Consider the following 26,868-nt stretch of genomic DNA (forward strand, 5'->3'; position numbering starts at 1 on the left):
ATTATAAGTTTAGATAAAATAATTTGTGTTTTTAATATTAGAAAAAGGAGAAAATATATGAAAATACAAAGAATGACAGATGAATATTTAAGAGATGATAGTTTGCATATAAACTGGTATCCAGGGCATATGAAAAAAACTAAAGACTTAGTAAGAAACAACTTAAAATTAGTCGATGTTGTTGTAGAACTTTTAGATGCAAGAATACCACTTAGTAGTAGAAACCCTGATATAGATAGATTTGTTGGAGATAAACCAAGAGTTGTAGTTTTAAACAAAAGTGATATATCAGATCAAAATAAATTAAATCAATGGGTTGATTATTACAAAAAAAGAGGAATAAAAGCTATACCTGTAGATACTTTAAAGGGAAAAGGCGTAAATAAAATAATAGAAGAATGCAAAAATGAAACTAGAGAAAAGATGGAAGCTTTAGTTAAAAAGGGGAGAATAGAAAGACCTATAAGAATAATGATAGTTGGAATTCCAAACGTAGGTAAATCTTCTCTTATAAACAAACTTACAGGAAGAAAAAGTACTCAAACAGGAGATAAGCCAGGAGTAACTAAAGGTAAGCAATGGGTTAAGTTAAAAGGTAACTTAGAGCTATTAGACACTCCAGGTATATTATGGCCTAAATTTGAAGATGAAGAAGTAGCTTTAAAATTAGCATTTTGTAGAGCGATAAAAGATGAAGTTTTAGACGTAGATACTTTAGGTCTTAAATTAATAGATAAATTAATGGAAATAGAACCAGAAAAATTAAAAGAAAGATATAAATTAGATGAGCTTGGAGAAACTCCTTTAGAAACTATGGATAAAATAGGAATTAAAAGAGGTCTGATTTTGAGAAAAAATGAATTAGATTATACAAGAATTGCAACAACAGTTCTGAATGAATTTAGAGATGGTAAAATTGGAAGAATAACCTTAGAAGTACCTAAAGATATTATTGATTGCTAAGTCTATGCTGATAAATAGAGAGTAGATAAAAAAATAGAATCCTTCAAAACTAGTATTTCACTGTAGAGGGCCTATTTTTATAAAGTCTAAGCTCTATTTTTTTTCATTTATAGGTAAGCTATAAAAAAATTTTTTTATGATAAAAATTTAACTTAATAGTTGGAATGTTTGCAACAACCTAATTTCATAAAATATATAAAGTTAGATTTAATATTCATAATATTGTGTATATTGACAATATTATTGACAGTTAGAAAAAAGTATTATATAATATTTTCAGAATATTTAATCTAAATAAAAAGAAATTTTTAGGGGGCTTTAATATGAAAAATACGAACAAAGATATAATTATAGTGGGGTTTGCACTTTTTGCTATGTTCTTTGGAGCAGGAAATCTTATTTTCCCACCATTCTTAGGACTTATATCTGGTGAAAGTTGGATGACAGGATTCTCAGGATTTATATTAGCTGACGTAGGACTTGCATTACTAGCTATAGCAGCAGCAGCAAAATGTGGTGGAGATGTTAATAAGATTTTAGGAAGAGCAGGAAAATCGTTATCAAAAGTTGTAGGAATAGCTATAATGATTTGTCTAGGACCGTTATTAGCAATACCTAGAACAGCAGCTACAACATTTGAAATGGGTGTTCAACCTATAATAGGAAATTCTGTATCTCCAGTAATATTCTCTATAATATTCTTTGCAATAGTGTTATTACTTACAATAAGACCATCTAAGGTTGTGGATATAATAGGAAAAGTGTTAACACCAGCATTACTTGTTGCGTTAGCTCTTTTAATAATAAAAGGTATAATAACACCACTTGGACAAATAAGCCCGGACACTTTAGTAGACAACGTATTTTCAAATGGAGTATCACAAGGATATCAAACAATGGATGCGTTAGGAGCAGTTGCACTTTCAACTATAATAATTGCATCTTTACACAATAAAGGCTATGAAAGTAACTCAGAAAAAGTGAGTTTAACAATAAAAGCAGGTATAGTAGCAGGTATAGCTTTATGTTTTGTTTATGGAGGACTTACATTCTTAGGAGCAACTATATCTCAAAACTTTGCAGGACAAGATATAAGTTCAATATCTCAAGCTTCATTAATAGTTGGAATAACAGAACAATTACTTGGATATCCAGGTAAAGCTATACTAGGAATAATAGTATCTCTAGCTTGTTTAACAACAGCTATAGGATTAACATCAGCTACAGGACAATACTTTACTAAAATTACTAATAATAAATTAAAATATGAAGTAGTAGTAATAGTTGTATGTGTATTCAGTGCTATAGTATCTAACTTTGGAGTTGATACTATAATTAAATTCTCAGCACCAATACTTGATATGGTTTACCCAGTAACTATACTACTAGTAATAACAACATTATTTAAAGATCAAATTAAAAATGATAATGCTATAAAAGGGGCAGCGTATGTAACTTTAATAATAAGTGTATTAGGTGTAGTTAACTCATTATCTAGTACTTATGGATTGCCAGTACACATACCGTTCTTAGAATTATTACCATTTGCTAAATTAGGATTTAACTGGATAGTACCTGCAATAGTAGGTGGAATAGTAGGAAATTTTGTTAAGACAAATAACTGCATGAGTGTAGAATATGAATAATAGAGTTTAATATAAGAAAACATAAAGTCGTTGATAAAATTATCAACGACTTTTTTATACTAAAAATTAAGTATAAGATATTAATTTAAAATTAAAAATATATAAATAATGTTTAATACAGTAGACAAAAAGTGTATTTATATAAGGAAACTTTTATGTATACGTTGGAGGTATAGTATGAAAAAAATCATAAAAAGGGATAGAAGTATAGAAAAATTTAGTAAAGTAAAAATTGAAGATGCAGTTTATAAATCTACAATAAATAGTGAAAAAGGAATAGATAAAAACCTAGGAAATGAAATAGCAAATAAAGTTGAGGAAATTTTTAAAAACAGTGATAAATGTTTAAATGTTGAAGAAATTCAAGATTTAGTAGAAGTATTGCTTATGGAGTCTAATAGAAAAGATGTGGCAAAACACTATATTTTATATAGAGAAAAAAGAGCTAATATAAGAAAAAAACCTTGGGATATGGATGAATTACAAAAATCTATATGGAAAAATAAGTATAGATATAATAAAGAAAACTTCGATGAATGGATAAACAGAATATCTGCAAAAAATACTAGAATCGGTAAGTTAATAAGACAGAAAAAATTTCTATTTGCAGGTAGAATTTTAGCTAATAGAGGATTATATAAAGATGGGTTAAAAGTTACATACTCAAATTGCTACGTTTTAGAACCACCAAAGGATAATTTAGAAGATATATTTGATACAGCGAAAAAACTTGCAAGAACATTTAGTTATGGAGGTGGAGTTGGAATCGATATCTCTAAATTAAGACCTAGAGGCGCTAAGGTTAATAACTCTGCTAAAAATACAACTGGGGCAGTTTCATTTATGGAGTTATATAGTATGACTACAGGATTAATAGGGCAAAGAGGTAGACGTGGGGCTCTTATGATTTCTATTGAAGTAAGTCATCCAGATATAGAGGATTTTATAGATATAAAAACAGATTTAACTAAAGTAACAAAAGCTAATATATCAGTTAGAATAAATGATGAGTTTATGAAAGCTGTTGAAAATAATGAAACTTACAGATGTGAATTTATGGTAGATGGAAATAATGAACATGTTATAAAGGAAATAGACGCTAAAAAGTTATTTATGAAATTATGTAAAAATAATTGGGACTATGCAGAGCCAGGAATATTATTTTGGGATAATATAAAGAAACATCACCTTATGAGTGAGGATAAAGAATTTGATTATGCAGGAGTAAACCCTTGTGCAGAAGAGCCGTTACCAAGTGGAGGAAGTTGTTTGCTAGGGTCAATAAACTTAGCTGAGTTTGTGATACAACCATTTGGCACAAGTGCTACTTTTGATACTAATAAATTTAAAGCTTGCGTTAGAGAATCTGTAATAGCTCTAAATCAAGTTTTAGATGAAGGACTAGACTTACATCCATTACAAGAACAAAAGATAAGTGTTGATAAATATAGACAAATAGGATTAGGTGTTATGGGTATAGGAGATATGCTTATAAAAATGAATATGAGATATGGGTCTGATAAATCAATAGAGCTATGTAAATTCATAGCTAGAACCATGCTAAATGAAGCAGTTAAGCAGTCGTCATTACTAGCAAAAGAATATGGTCCGTTTAAAGAATATAAAAAAGAAGCTATTTTAAAATCTAAATTTTTCAATGATAATATAGATGATGAGATAAAAGAATTAGTTAAATTATATGGACTTAGAAACTCTCAACTTCTAACTATACCACCTACTGGATCTATATCTACTATGTTGGGAATAAGTGGTGGAATTGAACCTATATTTAATGTTTCGTATATAAGAAAAACTGAAAGTTTACATGATGAAGATGTATATTACAAAGTATATACTCCTATAGTAAAAGAGTATATGGATTTAAAAAATATAACTGATGAAAAAGATTTACCTGATATATTTGTAACGGCTATGAATTTAGATTATGAAGATAGAATAAAAATGCAACAAGCATGGCAGCAATATATTGATGCATCAATTTCATCCACTATAAATCTTCCTTACGAAACGACAGTTGAAGATGTGTATGAGATTTATATTAAGGCTTGGAAACACAACTTAAAAGGAGTAACTATATTTAGAGATGGATGTAAACGAAGTGGAGTACTTATAAATGAAAAACCTAAAAATGAAAAAGAAGAAAATAATTTAAAAGAAGAAATATGTGTAACTGAAGATGATAAAAATGAAAAATTCATATGCCCAGAGTGTGGAAATGAACAAATAGCAAATACAGGAGGATGTAGTATTTGCTTAAAGTGTGGATACAGCGGGTGTAATTAATAAAATTTAAAATTAAAGTGCTTAAATTTATATTAAGCACTTTAATTTTTTGATAAAATATAAAGTAAAGATAAAAAATAAGGAGATAAAAGATGAAAGATAAAAGTGTTAAGGAAATAAATGCAATTATTGACTCGATAAGTACAGATGAGTATTTAAAGTATATAGACATCTTAAAGGATGATGAGAGAAAATCAGTTAAAAATATAGCTATAAAATTAGCTAAAAAACTAGATAAAATAAGAGCGGAAAATGAAAGATTAGAACTTATAAACACATTTGAAAATGAAGGATATGAAAAAGGATATACATATATTGGAGGAATAGACGAAGCAGGTAGAGGTCCATTAGCAGGCCCTGTTGTTGCAGCTGTTGTAGTTTTTAAGCCAGGAACTAAGATAGAAGGGATAAATGATTCTAAGAAACTGAGCGAAGCTAAAAGAGATGAGTTGTTTGATATAATAAGAGATCAAGCTCTTGATTATGGAATAGGTATAGTTCAAAGAGAAGAAATAGACAAATATAATATATTGAATGCAACATATATGGCTATGAAAAAAGCTATAAACTGCTTAAAGAAAACTCCAGATTATTTACTAGTTGATGCGGCACATGTGCCAGATGTGAGTATAGATCAAAAATCAATTATTAAGGGAGATTCTAAATCTATATCTATAGCCGCAGCTAGTATATTAGCAAAGGTTACAAGGGATAGCATAATGTATGAATATGATAAAATGTATCCTGAATACGGGTTTGCTTCTCATAAAGGATATGGAACGGACCAACATTACAAAGCTATTAGAGAGCATGGAATAACAACTATACATAGAAGAAGTTTTTTAAAAAATATATTATAGTGATATAATTTAATTATAAACTATGCTAAGGGAGAGATTTTTATGGACTATAAAGAAATGTTAAAACAAGCAAGAGAAAATCTAAATGGAAGTTGTAGAGTTTGCAAAGTTTGTAATGGAGTAGTTTGTGCAAGTGAAGTTCCTGGAATGGGAGGAAAAGGGACTGGAAGTGCATTTATAGAAAACTATGAAAGCTTAGATAAAGTAAAATTAAATATGAGGGTTATTCATAATGTGAAAAATCCGGACACAAATATAGAGATGTTTGGAAAGAAAATGAAAGCTCCTATATTTGCTGCGCCTATAACAGGCACAACACTTAATATGGGTGGTAAGTTAAGTGAAGGAGAATATATAACTAGTGTTGTAGATGGATGTTTAAAAAATGAAATTTATCCTATGGTAGGAGATACTGCAGTAGATGAATTTTTAATAGAAAATTTAAGAGTAATAAAAGAATTTGATGGAAATGGAATAGTATTTATAAAGCCTTGGGAGAATTCGGATATAAAAAGAAAGATTAAATTAGCTGAAGAGGCAGGTGCATTTGCAGTAGGTGTAGATATAGATGCATGTGGATTAGTTACGTTATCGATGCATGGGAAAACTGTAGAGCCAAAGTCAATTGATGCTATAAAGGATTTAAAAGCATCTACAAACCTACCATTTATATTAAAAGGTATAATGACTAAGGAAGATGCCTTAATGGCCGTAGAAGCTGGAGTAGATGCTATAGTTGTATCTAATCATGGAGGTAGAGTATTAGATCATACTCCAGGAGTATGTGATGTATTAGAAGATATAGCTTCAGTCGTTAAAGGGCAGGTTACTATACTTGCAGATGGAGGAGTTAGAACTGGTGTTGATGTGGTTAAAATGCTAGGACTTGGAGCAGATGGAGTTTTAATAGGAAGACCATTCGTAACAGCTTCATTTGGAGGACTTAGTGAAGGTGTAGATACGTATGTTAAGAAGGTTATAAATGAAATTGAATCCACTATGATTTTAACGGGGTGTCAAACTATAAAAGATATAGATGAGAAAGTAATATTTAAAAAAGCATAAATAAAAAAAGCTATCTCAAAATAGCGTATTAGTAAAAAGGTTAAAATATAAGGTTTGCTTCTAAAGCTGGAAAGACGCTTTAAAAGTCGCTAAACCTTACATTTTAACCTTTTACTACATTGTTTTATTTTGAAATAGCTTTTTTTATTTTGCTACATTTATAATGTCGGAAGAACCTATTATAGATGTAGTGTTATTGTATGATTTTTTTGCCTTATCAAGTGGTAAATTATCTATTTTAGAAAATTGTTTTTCGTTTATTAAAGGTATTATTTCATATGTAAGTTTACCTTTTTTATTGTTATATTTATTAACCCATGTAGGTATGTATTCAACATTTGAAATTGTAGTTTCTCCAGTATTTAAGTTTTTGTCTATATCAATGTTAACAATAACACCATCCTCGGTATATTTTTTATTTAAAATCTCATTTCTTTGATTGCTTAAGAAATTTCCTAATGAATATATAACCAAAGTTTCATTATCATTTTCATCAGAATTTATCATTTCAATAGGCTGAACCATATGAGGGTGAGAGCCTATTATTATATCAACTCCATAATCACATAGTTTTTTAGCTAACTCTTTTTGAAATTTATTAGGTTGTCTTGTGTATTCATCCCCCCAGTGTAGTATAACAGCTTGAAGATCAGTTTCTTTATTGTTCATAACGTCTAAAGTATCTTTAATCTCATTAAATGCTATATCTACATAGCTTGAGTTAAAAATATTTAAATTGTTAAGGTCATTATAATTTACTGGCAATCCATTTAATGCTGTAGTACTTCCGTATACTTGTCCATAGGAAAAAGCAGTTACACCTAGCTTTACTCCGTCAATATCTTTTATTAAGAAGTTTTCATTTGTGTCATTTTTTTTAGTACCGACATGTTCTATATTTTTAGAATTTAAAACATCTAATGTTCTGTATACTCCATCAGAACCCCTATCATATGTATGATTATTTATTGTAGATACTACATCGATTCCACTATTTTTTATTGCATCAGCCAATTCATCAGGTGAATTGAATTTTGGAAATGAACTATACTTTGCTTTAGGGCCAGCTAAAGTTGTCTCTAAATTTCCTATAGCTAAATCGGATTTAGATATATATGGTTTTACATATTTAAAGTTATTATCGAATGAATATGTATTAGTATCTTTATCAAACTGAGCTTTTAATTGATCATCATGAGCCATTATATCCCCTATTGCGCTTATAGTTACATTTTTTACACTATCATTATCATTTGCTGTTTTTGTTAAGTTAATTTCAAAAACCTTACCTTTAAATATATTTAATGCTAAAGATGACATTATAAAAAATAGGCATAATGAAATTGCAGAAATTATAATAATTTCACTTTTCTTATTTTTTAGTTTTCTTTTTTTTGATGTTCGCTTCATAAATCCTCCAAATTCCCCAAATTAATATATATTAAATCATAATCTTATGAAAAATAATTATCAAGGCTTAAAAGGTTACATTTAAAAAATTGTATACTAAATAAAAGTATTGACTATACTTTAAAAAAAATCAAAATAAAAGGTAATTTTTATGAATAATATACAAAAAGGTAATTTAGGCGAAAAAATAGCAACAAATTATTTAAGATCTAAAGGAGCTTACATATTAGAAAACAACTACAAATTAAAATTTGGAGAAATTGATATAATAGTAAAGTTAAATGAAGAATTAGTATTTGTAGAAGTTAAAGCAAGAAGTAATATAAACTTTGGATATCCGTCAGAAGCTGTAAATTACAAAAAGCAAATGAAAATAAAAAGTGTTGCTAAATATTATATAGTTAAAAATAAATTAGAAAAAGTTCCAATAAGGTTTGATGTTATAGAAGTTTATTTGAAAAATAATGAAATAAACCATATTGAAAATGCTTTTTAAATAGTAATAAAAAAGAGGTAGTAAAATGTTAAGTATTATAAACTCAAGCACCTTGGTAGGCATTGAAGGAATAATAGTAGATGTAGAGGTTGATATAACTAATGGAATACCAAGCTTCAATATTGTTGGGCTAGCAGGAGCATCTATAAAAGAATCTAGAGAGCGGGTAAAGTCTGCGATCTTAAATAGTGGATATAAATTTCCAAACTCAAGACTAGTGGTAAACTTATCTCCAGCAGATATGAAAAAAGAAGGCGCTTACTTTGATTTACCTATATCTATAGGAATATTAAGAAACTTTATAAATGAAAGTGATGAATACTTAAATGAAAGTTTATTTATAGGAGAACTATCATTAGATGGAAAACTAAGAAAAGTAAAAGGTATTTTATCTATAGTTATAAATGCTAAGAATAAGGGTATAAAAAGAGTATTTTTACCCAAAGAAAACGAAAGAGAAGCTTTATTTGTAAAAGAAATAGAAATAATACCTGTTAAAACATTGAAAGAGTGCATAGGATTTATAAATAAAGAAATAGATATAAAGAAAGAAAAATTAAAATTTATTCAAACTAAAGAAAATTATGATGAAGATTTTTCAGATATAAAAGGAAACTATTTTGTAAAAAGAGGAGCAGAAATAGCAGCAGCAGGTAATCATAATTTTTTAATGATAGGCCCCCCTGGATCAGGAAAGACTATGATTGCAAAAAGAATGATAACAATACTTCCAAGTATTAATGAAGAAGAAACATTGGAAGTAAGTAAGATATATAGTGCAGCAGGGCTTTTAAAAGCAAATGAAGGAATTTTTTTAAATAGACCATTTAGATCCCCGCATCACACTGCAACTAAACAGGCATTGATAGGAGGTGGTGTTGATGCAAAACCTGGAGAGGTTGTACTAGCGCATAGAGGTATACTTTTCTTAGATGAGATAGCTGAATTTGATAGGAAAATATTAGAAACACTAAGGCAGCCTATAGAAGATAAGTATATAAATATATCAAGAGTAAAGATGAATTTAAAATATCCATGTAATAGCATGTTTATAGGAGCTATGAATCCATGCCCATGCGGATACTATATGTCAAATACAGAATGTAAATGTAGTACAAGTGATATAAATAGGTATTTAGGTAAAATTTCAGGGCCGCTATTAGATAGATTTGATATGTTTATAGAAGTAAACTCTATACCTTATGAAGAATTCAATAGTAATAAAAAAGAAGAGAGTTCAATAGACATAAAACTAAGAGTAGAAAATGCAAGAAAAATTCAAAAAGATAGATTTAAAAATGATGTTATAGATTTCAATAATGAAATTAAATCTTCTAAATTAAATTTATATTGTAGGTTAAGTGATGAAGCTGATGAAGTATTGAAGTTAATTTTTAATAAGTATAGGCTAGGAAACAGGAGTTATACAAAGTTAATAAAAACTGCTAGGACTATAGCTGATTTAGATAATAAAAAATTAATTGAACAAAATCATGTACTAGAGGCATTTTCATTTAGAAAAGCTTACTACAATTATTTTATGGATGAATAAATAAGTTTTAATTTAGAGGTGAGTTATGAACAAAAAAGATATATACTTATGGTTATTATCTATAGGAGGTATAGGTAATAAAACTATAGAAAAAATTGAAGACAGTGTAGATAATATTGAGCAACTTATGGACCTACCAGATAAAGATATACTAAAAATTGAAAATTTAAATTTAAATATTAAACAGAATATAGTAAAATATAAAAGTCGTGCTTATATAGATTCGCTAAAAGAGGATTTATATAAACATGGGGTAAGCTATATAGGAAAGAATGAGAGTACATACCCCTCTAAATTAAGACATATTTACAATGCTCCTAGTGTACTTTTTTACAAAGGAGATATAAATCAATTAGACAAGTTATCTTTAGCTATGGTAGGATCTAGAAAACCTACATCTTATGGGATTTGGTGCGCTCAAAGTTTAAGTGAAAAATTATCTAACTATAATATAAACATAGTAAGCGGTATGGCTATGGGAATAGATGAGCACTCACATAAAGGTTGCATTAAAGGATCATCAAAGACTATAGCTGTGTTAGGATCAAGCGTAGAGAATCCACTTCCTAAGAAAAATCTTAATCTATCTAATAAAATATTAGAAGAGGGAGGCCTTTTAGTATCAGAATATAATGTAGGACATCCTGTTGCTCCATCAAATTATCCAGCTAGAAACAGAATAATAAGTGGACTAAGTGATGGAGTTATAGTAGTAGAGGCAACAAAGAAAAGTGGAGCTTTGATAACCGTTGACTTTGCACTTGAACAAGGTAAAAACGTTTTTGCAATTCCGGGTAATATTAACTCTGATATGAGTAAAGGTTGTCATATGATAATAAAAGATGGTGCAAAGCTTGTTGATGATATAGAAGATATAATAAATGAATATAATTTAAAAAAATTTAATAAAATAGCTAATGATAGCAATAGCAATGGATTAACATATGTACAGCAAAGCATTTTTGATATTATTGAAACAAAAGGAAGCTTGCATATAGATAGAATTTGTGATTATACTAATATGAATATACAAGATATAAATTGCATTTTAAATATGCTTGAAATAGAAGGTAAGATAATAGAAATGCGAAACAAGATATATAGTGTAAAATAAAAATTGTGGGGGTGTGGATATATGGCAAAAAGCTTAGTCATCGTTGAGTCGCCTGCAAAAGCTAAAACCATAGAAAAATTTTTAGGAAAAAGTCATTATACAGTAAAGGCATCTGTAGGGCATATAAGAGATTTACCTAAGAGTAAATTAGGAGTAGATATAGAGAATAATTTCGAACCTCAGTATATAAATATAAGAGGTAAAGGGGATGTAATAAAGGAATTAAAAAAAGAAGCTAAAAAAGCGAAACAAGTTTTTCTAGCAACCGACCCCGATAGAGAAGGAGAAGCTATATCTTGGCATCTATCACATATATTATCATTGGATGAAACTGAAAATTGTAGAATTGAATTCAATGAAATAACTAAAGATGCTATAAAAAAAGCTATAAAAAGTCCTAGAAATATTAAACTAGATTTAGTAGATGCGCAGCAGGCAAGACGTGTTCTAGATAGATTATTAGGATACCAAATAAGTCCTATACTTTGGCAAAAAGTTAGAAAAGGGCTTAGTGCAGGTAGAGTTCAATCTGTTACGACAAAATTGATATGTGATAGAGAGAAAGAAATAGAAGCTTTTGATCCAAAAGAATACTGGACTATAGAATTAGATGCTAAAACAAAAGAAGGTAAGGATGTTACCTTAAAATTCTATGGAGAAAACGATAAGAAGGTAGAACTTGAAAACGAAGGTCAAGTAAATGAAATACTAGACAGAATAAAAGGTAAAGATTTAACAGTAGATAAAATAGAGTCAAAATCAAGAAGGAAATCAGCTCCTAAGCCATTTACAACAAGTATGTTACAACAAGAAGCTGCAAATAAGCTTGGTTTTACAACTAAGAAAACTATGATGGTAGCACAAGAATTATATGAAGGTGTAGACATAGAAGGAGAAGGAACTCTAGGTTTAATTTCATATATAAGAACTGATTCAAAGAGAATATCAGAAGAAGCTAAAGAAAAAGCTAAAGAATTTATATTAGAAGAATATAGTGATAAATACTATAAATTTGAAGAAAATAAAAAAGCTAAAGCTGAGTCTAAAAAAGTTCAAGATGCTCATGAGGCAATAAGACCTACATCTGTAGATAGAACACCGATTAGTATAAAAGCCTCTCTAAGTAGAGATCAATATAAGTTATACGATTTAATATGGAGAAGATTTGTTGCAAGTCAAATGGAAGACTCTGTGTTTGATACTTTAAACTTAACTTGCAAAGTAGATAATTTAGTATTTAAGGCTACAGGATCAAAATTAAAATTTGATGGATATACTAAAGTATATAACTTTACAGATAGAGAAGATAAGATTATTCCAACTGTTCACGAAAAAGACTTATTATCATCACAAGAAGTTAGACACTCTCAACATTTTACTCAACCGCCAGCTAGATACACAGAAGCTAGCTTAGTAAAAACTTTAGAAGAATTAGGTATAGGAAGACCATCTACTTATGCACCAACAATAGCTACTATATTAAATAGAGAATATGTTGAAAAAAATGCATCTAGCTTATGTCCAACTGAGCTAGGAAAAATAGTTACTAATATACTAGAAGAAAACTTCCAAAAATTTGTTGATGTAGATTTTACAGCACAGATGGAAAATATGTTAGATGATGTTGCAGAGGGAGACACATATTGGAAAGAAGTTGTAGCAGATGTGTATGCACCATTAAAAGAGGCTATAGAAGTAGCAATTGAAAATATTGAAAAAGTAAACATGGATGAAGAAACTGATGAAATTTGTGAAAACTGTGGATCTAACATGGTTATAAAATATGGAAGATTTGGTAAGTTTATAGCTTGTAAAAACTATCCAGAATGTAAGACAACTAAGCCACTAGTAAATAAAGTAGGCGTAAAATGTCCTAAATGTGGAAAAGGTGATATAATTCTTAGAAAATCAAAAAAAGGTAAGGCCTTTTATGGATGTTCGAATTATCCAGAATGTGATTTTATATCATGGAATAAACCTACTGGAGAATTATGTAGTGAATGTAATTCATATTTAATTGAGAAGGTAACAAAATCAGAAACTAAGGTAATTTGCTCTAATAAAGAGTGTAAAAAAGAGAAAAATTTAGAAAATAATGATAAAAGCAATGAATAATGTAAAATAATGTGTCTAAAACCAATTTATAGTATTGAAAAAGATTTGAAATTATGATAATATGACAGTGCTAAAGTAAGAACGTTAAAATAATATAAATGTATTAAGGGTATAAAAGTGGCCAAACTTCATGAGGAGATGATAATAGATGGCAAGCGAAATGCTAGAAAAAACACGAAAAATTAACAAAACATTACAAACTAGTGGTGGAAGTAATGTGTCATTTAATTTATTAGCTGAAGCATTAGGTGAAGTTTTAAGTTCGAATGCTTATGTTGTAAGTACTAAAGGTAAAATATTAGGTGTTTACCTTAACGTTGAAAAAGACAGCTCAGTTATAGAAGATGAAAAAACACATAAAAAGATGTTCCCAGAAGCATATTCAAAAAATATATTAAAAATAAACGAAACAAAAGAAAACTTAACTGGGACAGAAATGATAGAACTTCTTCCATACGAAGAAGATAGAAAAGAAAAATATTTAACAATAGTTCCAATATTATGTAGTGGACAAAGATTAGGTACATTAATACTTGCGAGATACGATCAAATGTTTACAGATGACGACTTAGTAATAGCAGAATATAGTGCAACGGTTATAGGGCTTGAAATATTAAGATCTATAGGTGAAGAGCTAGAAGAAGAAATGAGAAAGAAAGCTGTAGTTCAAATGGCTATAGGAACATTATCATATTCTGAATTAGAAGCTGTAGAGCATATATTCGAAGAATTAAGCGGAAGAGAAGGACTACTTGTTGCAAGTAAAATTGCAGATAGAGTCGGAATAACAAGATCTGTAATAGTAAATGCACTAAGAAAGTTTGAAAGTGCAGGGGTTATAGAATCTAGATCGCTAGGAATGAAAGGAACTCATATAAAAGTTCTTAACGACAAATTAATAGAAGAATTAGAAAAGTTAAAGTCTAATTAATCATAAAAAATAAGACATCCAGAAGGATGTCTTATTTTTTTTTCATAAATAATCATTAAATCTAACTAATTGTAATATGTATTAATATACAAGTATTTAGGAGGGATTTAATGATTACGTCAATGGCGGCTAAACATGCTATTTGGCCACAAGAAGAAGATATGATATTTAACTTGTCTAAAAGGGCACAAATATGTGAAAAAGAAAAGGGAAAAGAAAATGTTATAAATGCTACTATAGGAGCACTTATGGATGATGAGGGAAACCTTATAACTTTAAAATCAGTTTATGATGAATATAAAAACTTAGATAACAAACAAATAGCGGCATACGCTCAAATTGCAGGGCAAAGCGACTATATAGAAGCAGTAAAAAAAGCTTGTTTTAAAGAATTTATGCCAAACAGCAGTATAAGAGTAGTTGCATCTCCAGGAGGGTCTGGATCTATAAAGTTAGCAGTTTTTAATTATACAGAAAATCAAGAAACTATACTTGTACCAGATTGGTATTGGGGACCATATAAAATTATTTGCGAAGAGATAAATAGAAATATTACAAACTATGAGTTATTTAATAAAGAAGGAAATTTTAATTTTGAATCATTTAAAAAGCAATTTATGGATTTATCAAAAAAACAAGATAGAATTTTTTCTATATTTAATACACCCGCTCATAATCCAACTGGATATACAGTTTCTGATGAAGAATGGGACAAAATACTGAATTTATGTAAGCAAACTGTAAAAGACACAAATAAAAAAATAACTTTATTTGTAGATGTAGCATACATAGATTTTTCAGGTAAAGGAGCTAATGACACTAGAAGATTTTTCAAAAAGTTTGAAAACCTACCTGAAAATATATTGATAATTATAGGATTTAGTATGTCGAAAGGATATACGGCATATGGAATGAGAAGTGGGGCTTGCTTATGTGTATCTAGTAATAAAGACATAGCTGATGAGTTTTATTACTCATGTTCACATTCTGCAAGAGCAAATTGGTCAAATTGCAATAGAGGAGCTATGGAGTTATTAACAAGAATTATAAATGATGAAGAAAAGCTAAAAAGATATGAAGATGAAAAAAATTCATATAAATCAGTTTTAAAAGAAAGAGCTAAAGCATTTGTAGATGAAGCTAGAGATATAGGGTTAGATATACTTCCATATAGAGATGGATTCTTTGTAAGTATACCTTGTAAAAATCCTATAAAAGTATGTGAAAAAGCCATAGAAAGTAATTTATATACTATACCATTAAAAATGGGAGTAAGATTTGCTGTATGTGCTGTAAATAAAGAAAAGTGTAAGATTGCACCTAGAATCTTAAAAGAAGCAATTGACCTAGTTGATTAAATTTAAAGTAGAAAAACTTAAGGATTATAAAAATAGGGGGATAAAAATGAAACTATTAATGACTGGAAATGAAGCAATAGCTCGTGGAGTTTATGAAGCAGGAGTTAAGTATGCATCTGCGTACCCAGGAACTCCAAGTACTGAGATTTTAGAAAATGTAGCTACATACAAAGATAGCATATTAGCAGAATGGGCACCAAATGAAAAAGTAGCACTTGAAGCAAGTATAGGAGGTTCTATAGCTGGAGCTAGGACTCTAGCGTGTATGAAACATGTAGGGGTTAATGTAGCAGCAGACCCACTATTTACTTTTGCATATACCGGCGTAAATGGAGGATTAGTATTAGTTTCAGCTGACGAGCCAGGAATGCATTCGTCTCAAAATGAACAAGATAATAGAAATTATGCTAAGTTTGCAAAAATAGCTTTGTTTGAACCATCAACTAGTCAAGAAGCTAAAGATATGTTAAAAGAAGCTTATAGTGTAAGTGAAGAATTTGATACTCCGGTTTTATATAGAGTGACAACTAGATTATGTCACTCAAAAGGTATAGTAAATTGTTCAGAAAGAGAAGAAGTAGAAGTAAAAAATTATGTAAAAGATGTACAAAAACGAGTTACTGTTCCAGCGTACTCTAAAGGTCTTAGAATTAAAGTTGAAGAGAGATTAAATAAGTTAAAAATATACTCAAATAAAACTGATTTAAACTACATAGAACTAAATAGCGAAGATATAGGAATAATAGCTAGTGGTGTTTGCTATAACTATGCAAAAGAAGTATTTAAAGATAATGTATCATATTTAAAATTAGGGTTTACAAATCCATTGCCAGATGTAAAAATAAAAAAATTTGCTAGCAAAGTTAAGAAGATATATGTAATAGAAGAAAATGATAGATTTATAGAAGATCAAGTAAAAGCTATGGGAATCGATGTAATAGGAAAAGATATATTCCCATACACAGGAGAAATGACTCCAGATGTAATAAGAAAGGTTATGTTAGGTGAAGAGAAAAAAACTATAGAATATAATGAAGATTTAGTAGTTGGAAGACCTCCAACATTATGTTCAGGATGTCCACATAGAGGATTTTTCTATGAAATAGGAAAGAGAAAAAATGTTATGGTTTCAGGAGATATAGGCTGTTATTCACTAGGTTTTGCAAGTCCATACAATGCATTAGATTCAATAGTATGTATGGGAGCAAGTTTAAGTGTAGGCCATGGAGCACAACAAGTGTTTAATATGAAAGAAAATAATAACATGAGAGTAGTTGGAGTTTTAGGAGACTCTACATTCTTCCATACTGGAATAAACTCACTTATAGATATAGCATACAACCAAAGTAATGCAATATCTGTAATTTTAGATAACAGAATAACAGGTATGACAGGTCATCAACAAAATCCTGGAACAGGATATACATTACAAGGAAAAGAAGTAAAAGAATTAGATATTGAAAAATTAGTTTTAGCTTGCGGTATAAATCATATAAGAACAATAGATCCAAATAACTTAAAAGAAGTAAATGATGCACTAGATTGGGCACTTAAACTAGATGAGCCTAGCGTTATAATAACAAGATGGCCATGTGTACTTAAAAAGTTTTCTAAAGAAGATAAAGAAGAGTTTAAAGGCGCATTCAAGCAAAAATGTAATGTAGATAAAGATTTATGTATAGGCTGTAAGCTATGTATAAAATCTGGCTGTCCATCTATATCATTTGATAAAGAAACTAAAAAAGCATGTATTGAAAAAACTAGCTGTGTAGGATGTGAAGTATGTTCACAAATATGTCCAAAACAAGCTATATATAAGGGGGATAAATAAATGACAAAGAGCGTACTTTTAGTTGGAGTTGGGGGTCAAGGTACTATACTTGCGAGCAAGCTTCTAACAATTGGTCTTATGGAATCAGGATATGATGTAAGGATGAGTGAAATACATGGGATGAGTCAGCGTGGTGGATCTGTATCTTCTCAAGTTAGATATGGTGATAAAGTTTATTCTCCAGTTATAGAAAAAGGCGGAGCTGATATTTTAGTATCATTTGAAAAAATGGAAGCATTAAGATGGTTAGAGTACTTAAAAGATAATGGGAAAATAATAGTCAATGACTATCAAATAAATTCAATGCCAATATTAAATGGAAAAGCTGAATACAAAGGAAATGAAATAAGTGAAGAATTATTAAGAGTTGGAGCCAAATTAATAAATGCATCAAAGAGTGCTATTGAACTTGGAAATCCAAAAACGATGAATATAATTTTACTTGGAAGCTTAGTGAAATCTATGAACCTTGAACATATTGACTGGAATCAAATTATAAGTGATAATGTAAAAAAGGAGTTTGTTGACATAAATATAGAAGCATTTAAAGTAGGAATGAATTTAGTCAAAGGGGAGTAGTTTATGGGATACAAAATATTAGCGATTAATCCAGGTTCAACATCTACTAAAATTGCAGTATATGAAGATGAAAATATGCTTTTTTCAAAAAGTATAAATCATAGTGCAAGTGAATTAGAAAAGTATAATAGTATAACTGATCAGTTTGAAATGAGAAAAGAAAAAATTTTAAATATCCTCGAGGAAAACGATTTTAAAAAAGAAGGATTAGATTCTATAGTTGGAAGAGGTGGGATACTTCCGCCTGTAAAATCAGGAGCTTATTTAGTAAATGATGCTATGGTAGATAGGTTGAAGAATAAACCTATAATAGAACATGCATCAAACTTAGGAGCGCTTATTTCTTATGAAATAGCTAAAGAAATAGGAGTAAATGCATATATATACGATAGTGTAGCAGTTGATGAATTAGATGATGTAGCTAGAGTATTAGGGTTTCCAGAAATAAAGAGAAATTGTTTGAGTCATGCATTAAATTCAAGAGCTATGGCTATTAAATTTTCAAAGGAAAAAAATAGAGATTATAAAGATATGAATTTAATAGTAGCACATCTTGGAGGAGGAATAACTATAGCTGCACATAAAAATGGGCACATGGTAGATGTAGTTTCTGATGACGAGGGTCCATTTTCTCCAGAAAGAAGTGGAAGAATACCTGTTAAAAAGGTTGTAGATATGTGCTTTAGTGGTAAATATACTCAAAAAGAAATGATGAAAAAAATTAGAGGAAAAGGTGGAATAGTAGGGCATTTAAATACTGTAGACATTAGAGAAGTTGAACAAATGATTGAAAACGGTGATGAAAAAGCTAAATTAATATATGAAGCTTTAATTTACCAAGTTGCAAAGGGAATTGGGGAGTTATCTACAGTTTTAGATGGAGATGTGGATGCAATTATTTTAACTGGAGGAATTGCATACTCTAAAAATTTAACTAAAAAACTAAGTGATAAAGTAAGATTTATTGCACCAGTAACTGTACTAGCAGGAGAAAATGAGTTAGAAGCTCTTTCTTATGGAGCGTTAAGAATTTTAAAAGGCGAAGAGAATTATAGAGAATATGAAGAACTAATCGAAGATTTAAGTTTCAATTAAAATAAAAAGAGCTGACTAATATATAGAACGCTTAAGATAACTTTGTATGATTTGCTCCATGAAAGCAAAATTCGCTTTCAAAATGTCGCTAAATCATACAAAGTTATCATCAGCTATATATTATAGTTAGCTCTTTTTTATTTTGTAAATAATATAGTGGGGGGACTATTTAGTTACAAAAGTTTCGCAAGATGCATCTTGCATGTTTATTTGAACAGACTCGGCCTTACAGCATCCGCTATCATTGTGCTTACAGTGATCTGCAGCACAAGAGATAGAATGAGTTTTAGCACAAGTACATTCTCCAGAACAGTTGGTAAATGAGCTTGATGCTTTATCTTGGTAAGTTGCACAGTTTGTTTGAGATGTTGTTTTTGCTCTCGAACCTTTTACTTGAATTCCAGATGCATAACAGCCTCCACTGTTGTTATATGCACAACTTGTAGCTGAACAGTTTATAGGATTTGACATATAAATACCTCCAAAATAAAATAAATTCATAGTCATTTGACTATGAATTTATTATTTGTTTATTTTAAAAAAATATTAGTAGTATATAAATTTAATTTCTTAAACAGTTTTCACAAAGTACATTTACATCATCAAAAGTTTCACGCCCGAAGTTGTCATTTATATGGTAAACATTTAAATTGTCGCTACATCCACACTTAGAACATTCATAGTCATAATAATCTAAAGCTTTTTCTTTAAATAACTTCCAATGTAGCGAGTTTAAGTAAGATGCATAATCAACTTGGATAGCTGACTCTAAAAATTTTAAATATAAAGTATCTAAATCAACATGATTTAAATTAGTATATTCTGGGCTAAAATCATTGCATGAATCTCCATTTAAAGGAGTACTATTTGAAAGCACACATTTTATATCATAAGTAAAATCATCATTAGGACCCTCTAAAGAAAGATGATTACAATAGGAACAACATTTTTTCGGTAGTTTTTCCTCTAAAACTTTTATCTTTGTATTCATAAATTAATCCTCCCCCAAATGGTTATTTGTACAAGTATATTAAAAAAAGTAAGCCATTATGATAAAAATAATATGACAAAAACTTTATTTCAAAGGATTCTTAAATATTAAACCGAAATAGTTAATATTAAAAAATTATTTTTTGGAGAATAAATATGAAAACTATTGAGTTTAATAAATTAAGAAAAATTACTAACAACGAAGTTAATAATAGGCTTAATGACAAAAATATAAAAGATATAAGCTCTTATGAATTCAATAAATATATAAAAATAGATGAGATTTTAGATTTGAAAATTGTTAAAAAAACACAATTTGAAAGTAGAAAGATAAAGGATATTCAATTTGAAAATATAGAATTTATAGATTGTAGCTTTGAAAATAGTATATTCATAAATTGCAAATTTAATAAAGTTAAGTTTATAAATTGTAGCTTTAAAAATTCAATATTAAGATATAATCAATTAAATAATCTTATAGCTGAACATAGTAACTTTAAAAAAAGTATTTTTATTAACTGTCATATGGATTTTATGACAATCAAGGATTGTGATTTAAAATCATTTAAATTAACTGAGTCTTATATATATAACTTAGAATTTGATGATAGTTTAGTGACTAAGTTTAATGAAGATACATTCTTTGACGAATTAAATAATGAAAGTTATGAAAGTTGCTATAAATTTTATAGAACTATAGCTTATAAATTTCAAGAAAATAATTTGTTAGCTAAATATGGTGAATACTTATATATTTATAAAACTACAGAACGAAAAACTTTAAAGGGAATAAAAAGGTTTAAATCAGATGCACTTTGGTTAATTTGTGGATATGGAGAAAGGCCAACTTATGCACTTATAACGTCTTTAGAACTTATATTTTTATTTACTATACTATATCTAATCTTTGGGCTTAAAATAGGAAGTGAAATTATATCTTATAAAGAACTTTTTTTTACAGAGAAATCAGCAAATGTTATGGTAGATGATTTTGTGAGAGCATTTCATTTTAGCATAGTTACATTTACAACGGTTGGTTATGGAGATATAACTCCATTTGGATATAGCATATTTTTATCAGGAATAGAAATGTTTTTAGGGGTAACAATGGTTGGTATTTGGACAGCAACGCTTGCAAGAAAAATAAATAGATAAAAATTCAAATAGGATATATCTATACTATAACGTTGTTATATAGATATATTCTATTTTACAATGTCTGAAAATTCTATGTATAATAAAAAGAGCTTGAGTGTAAAAAAATGTAAATTAAAGGGGAAAAAGGAAAAAATAAAGGAGGAGAAATGGCAAAAGTTTTAGTAGAGTTTATAAATACATGACCTACATGCGATGAGCATGGAATGCTAATAAAAAGGTTAGGAGAAGTTTACAAAGAAAAGCTAGATATAAAATTATATCAAGCAGGAAAAGATTTTACTTATTTAAAAAAATACGGAATTATAACAAAAGGAACTATGATTATAAATCAAAGAAAAAAATATGATAGACTTTCAAAGGATGTAATAGAAAAAGCAATAATAGAAGCCATAAACAATTAGAGGAGAATTAAATGTATATTTTAGATTTTTTTAAAGATGTAGTACTAGCGTCTATAAGTATATTAAATGGAGCCTCAGGATGGCTAATAATAAGCTTTATAATAGCAGGTCTACTACACAATCTAATAAGTCCAGAAAAATTTCAAAAATCTCTTGGAAATAAAAAAATATCATCACTATTCAAAAGTACAGTTTCAGGAATGTTACTTCCTATATGTAGTTGTGGGGTTATACCTATAGGTATAAGCATGTATTACTCTGGCGCTTACCTAGGTCCAGTTTTAGCTTTTATGACATCAACTCCAATTATCAATCCAATAGCAGTAGTATTAAGTTTAGGATTATTAGGGCCAGATATAACTATTATTTATGTTATATCGGGATTTGTCGTGCCAATAATAGTAGGACTTTTAGGAAACTACTTAGGTAAAAATGAACTATGTATAAACCAACAAGAGGATGAAGAAATAGCTATTGAGCTAGAAGAAGAAGAGTTAAGCTTTAAAGAAAAAGTGATAGAAGGATTAAAATGGTCATTTTCTGAATTAGCACTTACAATTAGCAAATATGTTGTAATAGGTATGTTTGTTGCAGGTTTTATAACAACGGTGTTTCCAAGTAGCATAATTCAAAAATACTTAGGAAATCCAGGTGTACTGTCTTTGGGTAGTATAGCAGTACTTGCATGTATTATGTATGTTTGTGCAGTTGGACATATACCATTTATTGCGGCACTAGTAGCAAGTGGTGCATCACCAGGAATCGCTATAACATTTTTAATAGCTGGAGCTGCTACTAATTTACCAGAACTTATAAGTATGTATAAAGTAATAGGAAAGAGAACTGTAGCTATATATTCTATAACACTCACAACGTGCTCATTAGTTATTGGGTATATAACAAACTTGCTTTTAATTGGAAAGGCTACAAATATAAATATGAGTTACACTAAGGAATCTATAAGTATAGCTAATACTATAATGTTAAATATACCTGATTCGGCAAAATATATATGCTCATTTATAATATTTATATTTTTCATAAAAGCTATAATGCCTAGCTTAAGAAAGGTTGCAAAAAATGAAGCGTAAAAAACTTTTAATAATACTTTCTATAATAGTAGTTTTAATTGGAATTTCAGTATACAGCAAAGAAAAAAATAAGCAAGAAAGTAACCTACCAGATGTAAATGAAGAGTATTTAAGTTATTTTAAAGAAAATGTAAAATATGAAAAAATACTTACGTACGCACAACACGATATAAATAACGATAAAGTAGATGATTTATTAGTGGTTTACAAAAAAGGCAATAATCACAATGAAATGGTTGGAATTATAAGTGGCGATGAAAACGTTTATATAACAGAACCTATAAGAGCACCTATAGATGATATTTTAATAGAATTTAAAAATATAGATGATAAAGATGAAATGGAACTTATATTATCTGGATCTAAAAATGGGAATGTAGGATATGCAATATATAGGTTAGAAAATAAAAAATTAATAGATTTATTCGGTGAAGGCATGAATGCATGTTGCTAATATAAATTCAACAAAGGGGAGAATTAAAAATGAAAATTTCAAACAAGGTAAAGTCATTAGTACTAATAGGTGCAATAAGTACTACTGTTTTAACAGGATGTAGTAGTAAGGAAAGTAAACAAGAAACTTCAACAAAAGGTAGTTCAGATTATGCAATTAAATTAGGTTATTATAATTGTGACCACATGACGGCTGCTCCAGTTGCTGTGGATGCTGGGATTTATAAGGATTTAGGTCTTAACGTTCAAGCTGTAGGTAACGGAAAAGTACCAGAAGCTATGGCAGCTGGACAAATGGATGCAGGGTATATTGGTACTAAAGGATTAGTTGGAGCTATACCAAAAGGATCACCAATAGTTGTAGCTGCAAATAACCATAGAGGTGGATCTGAATACTTAGTAGTTGCAAATGATATAAAGGACCCTAAAGAACTAATAGGACAAAAAATAGCGTCAGATCCAGATGGTGATTTACTATGGACTACAGATTATGGGCCAGAAACAGGTCTTCCAGTAGACTCATCTAAATATCAAGTTGTAAATATAGACTCTAGTAAAGATGCATACTTAGCATTAAAAACAGGTCAAATAAAAGCATTCAGTACATGTGATCCATGGGGATCTGTAGCGGAAAAAGAAGGTGTTGGAAAGATAATTTCATCAACTCAATATAAGGAGAAAAATACAGGAAAAGAATATAACTGTTGTTCATTCTCATTAAATACAAACTTTATAAAAGAACATCCAGACTTAGCTGAAAAAATGGTTTTAGCACATACAAAAGCTATAGAGTATATATATACAAACCCAGTTAAAGCAGCAAAAATATTTGCTAAAAACTATAGTGTAGATGAAGAAGTAGCATTAATGACTATATATAAAAAGACTGTAGGAGAAGGAAGAACTCTTACATGGAAAATAACTGGAGATGAATATAAAAATAATTTAGATATGTATAAAGATAATAAGGCATTAGATGAAATACCTGATTATGATAAAGTTGTAAATGATAAGCTTTTAAAATCTTGTGGAGCAGATGATTTTGATAAATTTATAAAAGAAAAAGTAGATCCAGTATTCCCTAAAGGTATGAGCTATGAAGATTGGAAAGCAAAGGCAATGGAGATAGATGGACAAAACTAAAAATATAATTTTAGGTTTAATTATTATAATAGGAAGCTTAGGAATATTATTTTTTAATCCTAAGACTGAAAAAATAGATGGAAATATAAGAATAGGGGTATCAGATGATACCTCTGGTTTTATCATTGATTATATGATAAACAAAGATTATTTTACAGATATTGAAATTGAAAATTTAATAGAGACATATTCTATAAATGATTGTTGAGCAAGTACCATGCAGTGGGCTCTGAGTTCAGAGCAAATAGATATGGCTATAATTTGCAAAGAAGCAGCGAAAAAATTTGTAGAGTATGATGAAAATTTTGAAATTGTAGATACTGTAGTTCAAAACTCTGATATATTTTTAGTTAAAAATGAAAATATAAAAAAAGTAGGAGTCACACAAAATAGGAATTATCAAATTGATTTAGTAAAAGAGTATTATGAAAGTGCAAAGGAAGTACCTTTTATAAGTGGGGGGCTAGCTTATGCATTAGAAAGCGACAAAGTAGATGCTATAGTAATTGATAGTATAAAAGCACTTAGTTTAAACGGGAAAAAATTTTCTACAGCAATAAATAAGGATTATGATACATATGTAATGGTTGTAAATAAATCATTTAAACAAAATAAATTATATGATCAATTTATAAAACTATACAATCAAAGTGTAAAAGAATTAAATGATGAAAACTTGTTTAAAAAAGAACTAGAAAAATATACAGATACAGAGATATCAAAAGAAGTTTGGGGTGAGTTTAAAAAGTGGAAGTTAAAGTTTCTGCAAATACAGAAATAAATAAAAAAAGAGGATTAAATAAAAAGTTTTTAGATGCATTTTATAAAATATTATTATTTATAGTGATAATAGGAATATGGCAAATAAGTGCGCAAAGGATAGGGAGCTCACTTTTACTTCCTATGCCAATGGATGTGTTTCATGGATTTATAACATGTATAACAGACCCTGAAATTGTAAAAAACGTATTAATTACTATGCAAAGAGTATTAAAGGGATTTATGTATGCTATGGGATTTGGACTTCCTCTAGGACTTATTATGGGGTTCTCATCAACATTTGAGAAGGTATTTTCTCCAGTCGTAGATTCAGCAAGACAAGTACCTATAATGGCTTGGGTTCCATTAACTATAGTATGGTTTGGTATAGGAGATGGGCCAACGATATTCTTAATAGCTTTTGCAGGAGTATTCCCTATAATCCTTAATACAATTCAAGGAGTTAGATCTATATCAAAAGATTATTACAATGCAGCAAAAAGCATGGGGGCATCTCCATTTGTAATATTTACTAATGTAATGCTACCAGCAGCTCTTCCGGATATTTTAACTGGAGCAAGACTTGCAATAAGTACTGGTTGGATGTCTGTAATCTGAGCCGAGTTTATAGCAACGAGTGCCGGTCTCGGTTACTCTATGGTACAAGCTCAAACAATGATGAATACTGAGCTTTTAATTGGACTTATGATATTTGCAGCATTAATAGGATTTATAATAGATAGAATATTAAAATTTATAAACAAGAGCCTTTGCAAATGGAGGTTTGATAATTAATGAAACTAAAAATAGACAATATAAGTAAAACCTTTATAAATAATAAAGTAGAACATAAAGTATTAGAGGATATAAACCTAGACATAAAAGAAGGGGAATTTGTATCATTACTAGGTCCATCTGGTTGTGGTAAAACTACATTATTAACTATAATAGGAGGTTTTCAAACGTGTGAAAACGGTCAAGTTTTACTAGATAATAGAGTAGTAGATAAACCAGGTATAGATAGAGCATTTGTATTTCAAAATTATGCATTATTTCCGTGGAAAACAGTAAAAGGAAATGTTGAATTTCCAATGAAGCAACAAAAAATGTCTAAAAAAGAAAGAGAACAGAGATTAGAAGAACTATTATCAATATCAGATTTAAAGGGAAAAGAAAAGATGTATCCACATCAGCTATCAGGGGGAATGAAGCAAAGGGTCGCTGTTATAAGAGCACTGGCATGTAACCCAGAAGTTCTTTTAATGGATGAGCCTTTAGGAGCGGTTGATTTTCAAATGAGACAAAATCTTCAAGAAGAACTAGAAAATATTTGGATGAAAAAAAAGATAACTGCAATAATGGTTACTCATGATGTAGATGAGGCGGTATATATGAGTGACAGAGTTGTAGTTATGTCTAGAGATAAAGGGTGTATATTAGAAGATTTAAAAATAGATCTAGATAGACCAAGAGAGCGAGAGAGTGAAGAATATCTAGAATATAAAAATAGATTAACAAAAAAATTATCAGCATGTTATGGAGTATAAAATTAAA

At 29.1% G+C, this 26,868-nt stretch carries 25 protein-coding genes; 22 read left to right on the plus strand and 3 right to left on the minus strand.

Going from position 1 to position 26,868, the window contains the following annotated elements; genetic code table 11:
• Window positions 1-57 precede the first annotated feature (57 nt).
• The 5 genes from ylqF to VN21_RS06740 all read left to right on the plus strand — a co-directional run bounded on the left by ylqF (window position 58) and on the right by VN21_RS06740 (window position 6,838).
• The gene (gene ylqF, locus VN21_RS06720; RefSeq protein ID WP_226896679.1) at window positions 58-963 is read left to right on the plus strand and encodes a ribosome biogenesis GTPase YlqF; all 906 of its coding nucleotides are present in this window, start codon (window positions 58-60) and stop codon (window positions 961-963) included.
• A 323-nt stretch (window positions 964-1,286) separates the two neighbouring features.
• Window positions 1,287-2,609: a branched-chain amino acid transport system II carrier protein gene (brnQ, locus tag VN21_RS06725; protein WP_046822578.1), complete on the plus strand. Its 1,323-nt coding sequence runs from the start codon at window positions 1,287-1,289 to the stop codon at window positions 2,607-2,609.
• 177 nt (window positions 2,610-2,786) lie between these two features.
• Window positions 2,787-4,913: an adenosylcobalamin-dependent ribonucleoside-diphosphate reductase gene (locus tag VN21_RS06730; RefSeq protein ID WP_046822579.1), complete on the plus strand. Its 2,127-nt coding sequence runs from the start codon at window positions 2,787-2,789 to the stop codon at window positions 4,911-4,913.
• 92 nt (window positions 4,914-5,005) lie between these two features.
• Window positions 5,006-5,773, plus strand: a complete 768-nt coding sequence (locus VN21_RS06735; RefSeq protein WP_046822580.1) for a ribonuclease HII — start codon at window positions 5,006-5,008, stop codon at window positions 5,771-5,773.
• Window positions 5,774-5,815: 42 nt separating this feature from the next.
• Window positions 5,816-6,838, plus strand: a complete 1,023-nt coding sequence (locus VN21_RS06740) for an alpha-hydroxy-acid oxidizing protein (RefSeq protein WP_046822581.1) — start codon at window positions 5,816-5,818, stop codon at window positions 6,836-6,838.
• Between the two features lie 144 nt (window positions 6,839-6,982).
• On the opposite strand, the gene VN21_RS06745 is transcribed toward VN21_RS06740, so the two are convergent.
• The gene (locus tag VN21_RS06745; protein ID WP_046822582.1) at window positions 6,983-8,248 is read right to left on the minus strand and encodes a CapA family protein; all 1,266 of its coding nucleotides are present in this window, start codon (window positions 8,246-8,248) and stop codon (window positions 6,983-6,985) included.
• Window positions 8,249-8,399: 151 nt separating this feature from the next.
• Here VN21_RS06745 and VN21_RS06750 point away from each other — a divergent pair, with 151 nt between their 5' ends.
• From VN21_RS06750 to buk, 9 genes are all read left to right on the plus strand, one after another.
• Window positions 8,400-8,744 carry a YraN family protein gene (locus VN21_RS06750; protein ID WP_046822583.1) on the plus strand — a complete coding sequence of 115 codons (345 nt, stop codon included), beginning with the start codon at window positions 8,400-8,402 and terminating at the stop codon, window positions 8,742-8,744.
• Between the two features lie 25 nt (window positions 8,745-8,769).
• A complete protein-coding gene (locus VN21_RS06755) occupies window positions 8,770-10,296 on the plus strand; it encodes a YifB family Mg chelatase-like AAA ATPase (RefSeq protein WP_046822584.1) in 1,527 nt (508 codons plus the stop codon).
• A 25-nt stretch (window positions 10,297-10,321) separates the two neighbouring features.
• Window positions 10,322-11,410, plus strand: coding sequence for a DNA-processing protein DprA (gene dprA / locus VN21_RS06760; RefSeq protein ID WP_046822585.1), 1,089 nt, complete (start codon window positions 10,322-10,324; stop codon window positions 11,408-11,410).
• 21 nt (window positions 11,411-11,431) lie between these two features.
• A complete protein-coding gene (gene topA / locus VN21_RS06765; RefSeq protein ID WP_046822586.1) occupies window positions 11,432-13,525 on the plus strand; it encodes a type I DNA topoisomerase in 2,094 nt (697 codons plus the stop codon).
• A gap of 148 nt (window positions 13,526-13,673) precedes the next feature.
• Complete coding sequence (gene codY / locus VN21_RS06770; RefSeq protein WP_021429555.1) at window positions 13,674-14,456, plus strand: GTP-sensing pleiotropic transcriptional regulator CodY; 783 nt, start codon at window positions 13,674-13,676, stop codon at window positions 14,454-14,456.
• 110 nt (window positions 14,457-14,566) lie between these two features.
• The gene (locus VN21_RS06775) at window positions 14,567-15,814 is read left to right on the plus strand and encodes an aminotransferase class I/II-fold pyridoxal phosphate-dependent enzyme (protein WP_046822587.1); all 1,248 of its coding nucleotides are present in this window, start codon (window positions 14,567-14,569) and stop codon (window positions 15,812-15,814) included.
• Window positions 15,815-15,860: 46 nt separating this feature from the next.
• Window positions 15,861-17,645 (plus strand): indolepyruvate ferredoxin oxidoreductase subunit alpha, encoded by a 1,785-nt coding sequence (gene iorA / locus VN21_RS06780; RefSeq protein ID WP_046822588.1) that lies wholly within the window; start codon window positions 15,861-15,863, stop codon window positions 17,643-17,645.
• On the plus strand, window positions 17,646-18,224 hold the full coding sequence (locus VN21_RS06785; protein WP_046822589.1) for an indolepyruvate oxidoreductase subunit beta: 579 nt from the start codon (window positions 17,646-17,648) through the stop codon (window positions 18,222-18,224).
• A 3-nt stretch (window positions 18,225-18,227) separates the two neighbouring features.
• Window positions 18,228-19,319, plus strand: a complete 1,092-nt coding sequence (gene buk / locus VN21_RS06790) for a butyrate kinase (protein WP_046822590.1) — start codon at window positions 18,228-18,230, stop codon at window positions 19,317-19,319.
• A gap of 165 nt (window positions 19,320-19,484) precedes the next feature.
• Here buk and VN21_RS06795 read toward each other — a convergent pair whose 3' ends face one another.
• Both VN21_RS06795 and VN21_RS06800 read right to left on the minus strand, forming a co-directional pair.
• A complete protein-coding gene (locus VN21_RS06795) occupies window positions 19,485-19,790 on the minus strand; it encodes a DUF1540 domain-containing protein (protein ID WP_046822591.1) in 306 nt (101 codons plus the stop codon).
• 91 nt (window positions 19,791-19,881) lie between these two features.
• Window positions 19,882-20,310: a hypothetical protein gene (locus VN21_RS06800; protein WP_046822592.1), complete on the minus strand. Its 429-nt coding sequence runs from the start codon at window positions 20,308-20,310 to the stop codon at window positions 19,882-19,884.
• 155 nt (window positions 20,311-20,465) lie between these two features.
• On the opposite strand from VN21_RS06800, the gene VN21_RS06805 reads away from it, so the two are divergent.
• The 8 genes from VN21_RS06805 (at window position 20,466) to saoA (ending at window position 26,861) form a co-directional block, all read left to right on the plus strand.
• Window positions 20,466-21,464 carry an ion channel gene (locus tag VN21_RS06805; RefSeq protein ID WP_046822593.1) on the plus strand — a complete coding sequence of 333 codons (999 nt, stop codon included), beginning with the start codon at window positions 20,466-20,468 and terminating at the stop codon, window positions 21,462-21,464.
• A gap of 149 nt (window positions 21,465-21,613) precedes the next feature.
• Window positions 21,614-21,868, plus strand: coding sequence for a thioredoxin-like (seleno)protein SaoT (saoT, locus tag VN21_RS06810; RefSeq protein WP_240067708.1), 255 nt, complete (start codon window positions 21,614-21,616; stop codon window positions 21,866-21,868).
• Window positions 21,869-21,879: 11 nt separating this feature from the next.
• Complete coding sequence (gene saoE, locus VN21_RS06815) at window positions 21,880-22,959, plus strand: efflux transporter SaoE (protein ID WP_046822595.1); 1,080 nt, start codon at window positions 21,880-21,882, stop codon at window positions 22,957-22,959.
• Entirely contained in the window at window positions 22,949-23,413 is a 465-nt protein-coding gene (gene saoC / locus VN21_RS06820) for a Cys-Cys-COOH (seleno)protein SaoC (RefSeq protein WP_046822596.1), read from the plus strand. Before saoE ends, saoC begins: the two co-directional genes overlap by 11 nt.
• Window positions 23,414-23,442: 29 nt before the next feature.
• Complete coding sequence (gene saoX / locus VN21_RS06825; RefSeq protein WP_046822597.1) at window positions 23,443-24,555, plus strand: ABC transporter substrate-binding subunit SaoX; 1,113 nt, start codon at window positions 23,443-23,445, stop codon at window positions 24,553-24,555.
• Window positions 24,542-25,336, plus strand: a complete 795-nt coding sequence (saoB, locus tag VN21_RS06835) for an ABC transporter substrate-binding (seleno)protein SaoB (RefSeq protein ID WP_239591063.1) — start codon at window positions 24,542-24,544, stop codon at window positions 25,334-25,336. Before saoX ends, saoB begins: the two co-directional genes overlap by 14 nt.
• Window positions 25,303-26,109: an ABC transporter permease subunit SaoP gene (saoP, locus tag VN21_RS06840; RefSeq protein ID WP_239591060.1), complete on the plus strand. Its 807-nt coding sequence runs from the start codon at window positions 25,303-25,305 to the stop codon at window positions 26,107-26,109. Before saoB ends, saoP begins: the two co-directional genes overlap by 34 nt.
• Window positions 26,109-26,861 carry an ABC transporter ATP-binding protein SaoA gene (gene saoA / locus VN21_RS06850; RefSeq protein WP_046822599.1) on the plus strand — a complete coding sequence of 251 codons (753 nt, stop codon included), beginning with the start codon at window positions 26,109-26,111 and terminating at the stop codon, window positions 26,859-26,861. The genes saoP and saoA overlap by 1 nt, the downstream gene beginning before the upstream one ends.
• Window positions 26,862-26,868: the final 7 nt, after the last annotated feature.

Source organism: Paraclostridium benzoelyticum (assembly GCF_001006285.1).
GTDB lineage: Bacteria > Bacillota > Clostridia > Peptostreptococcales > Peptostreptococcaceae > Paraclostridium > Paraclostridium benzoelyticum.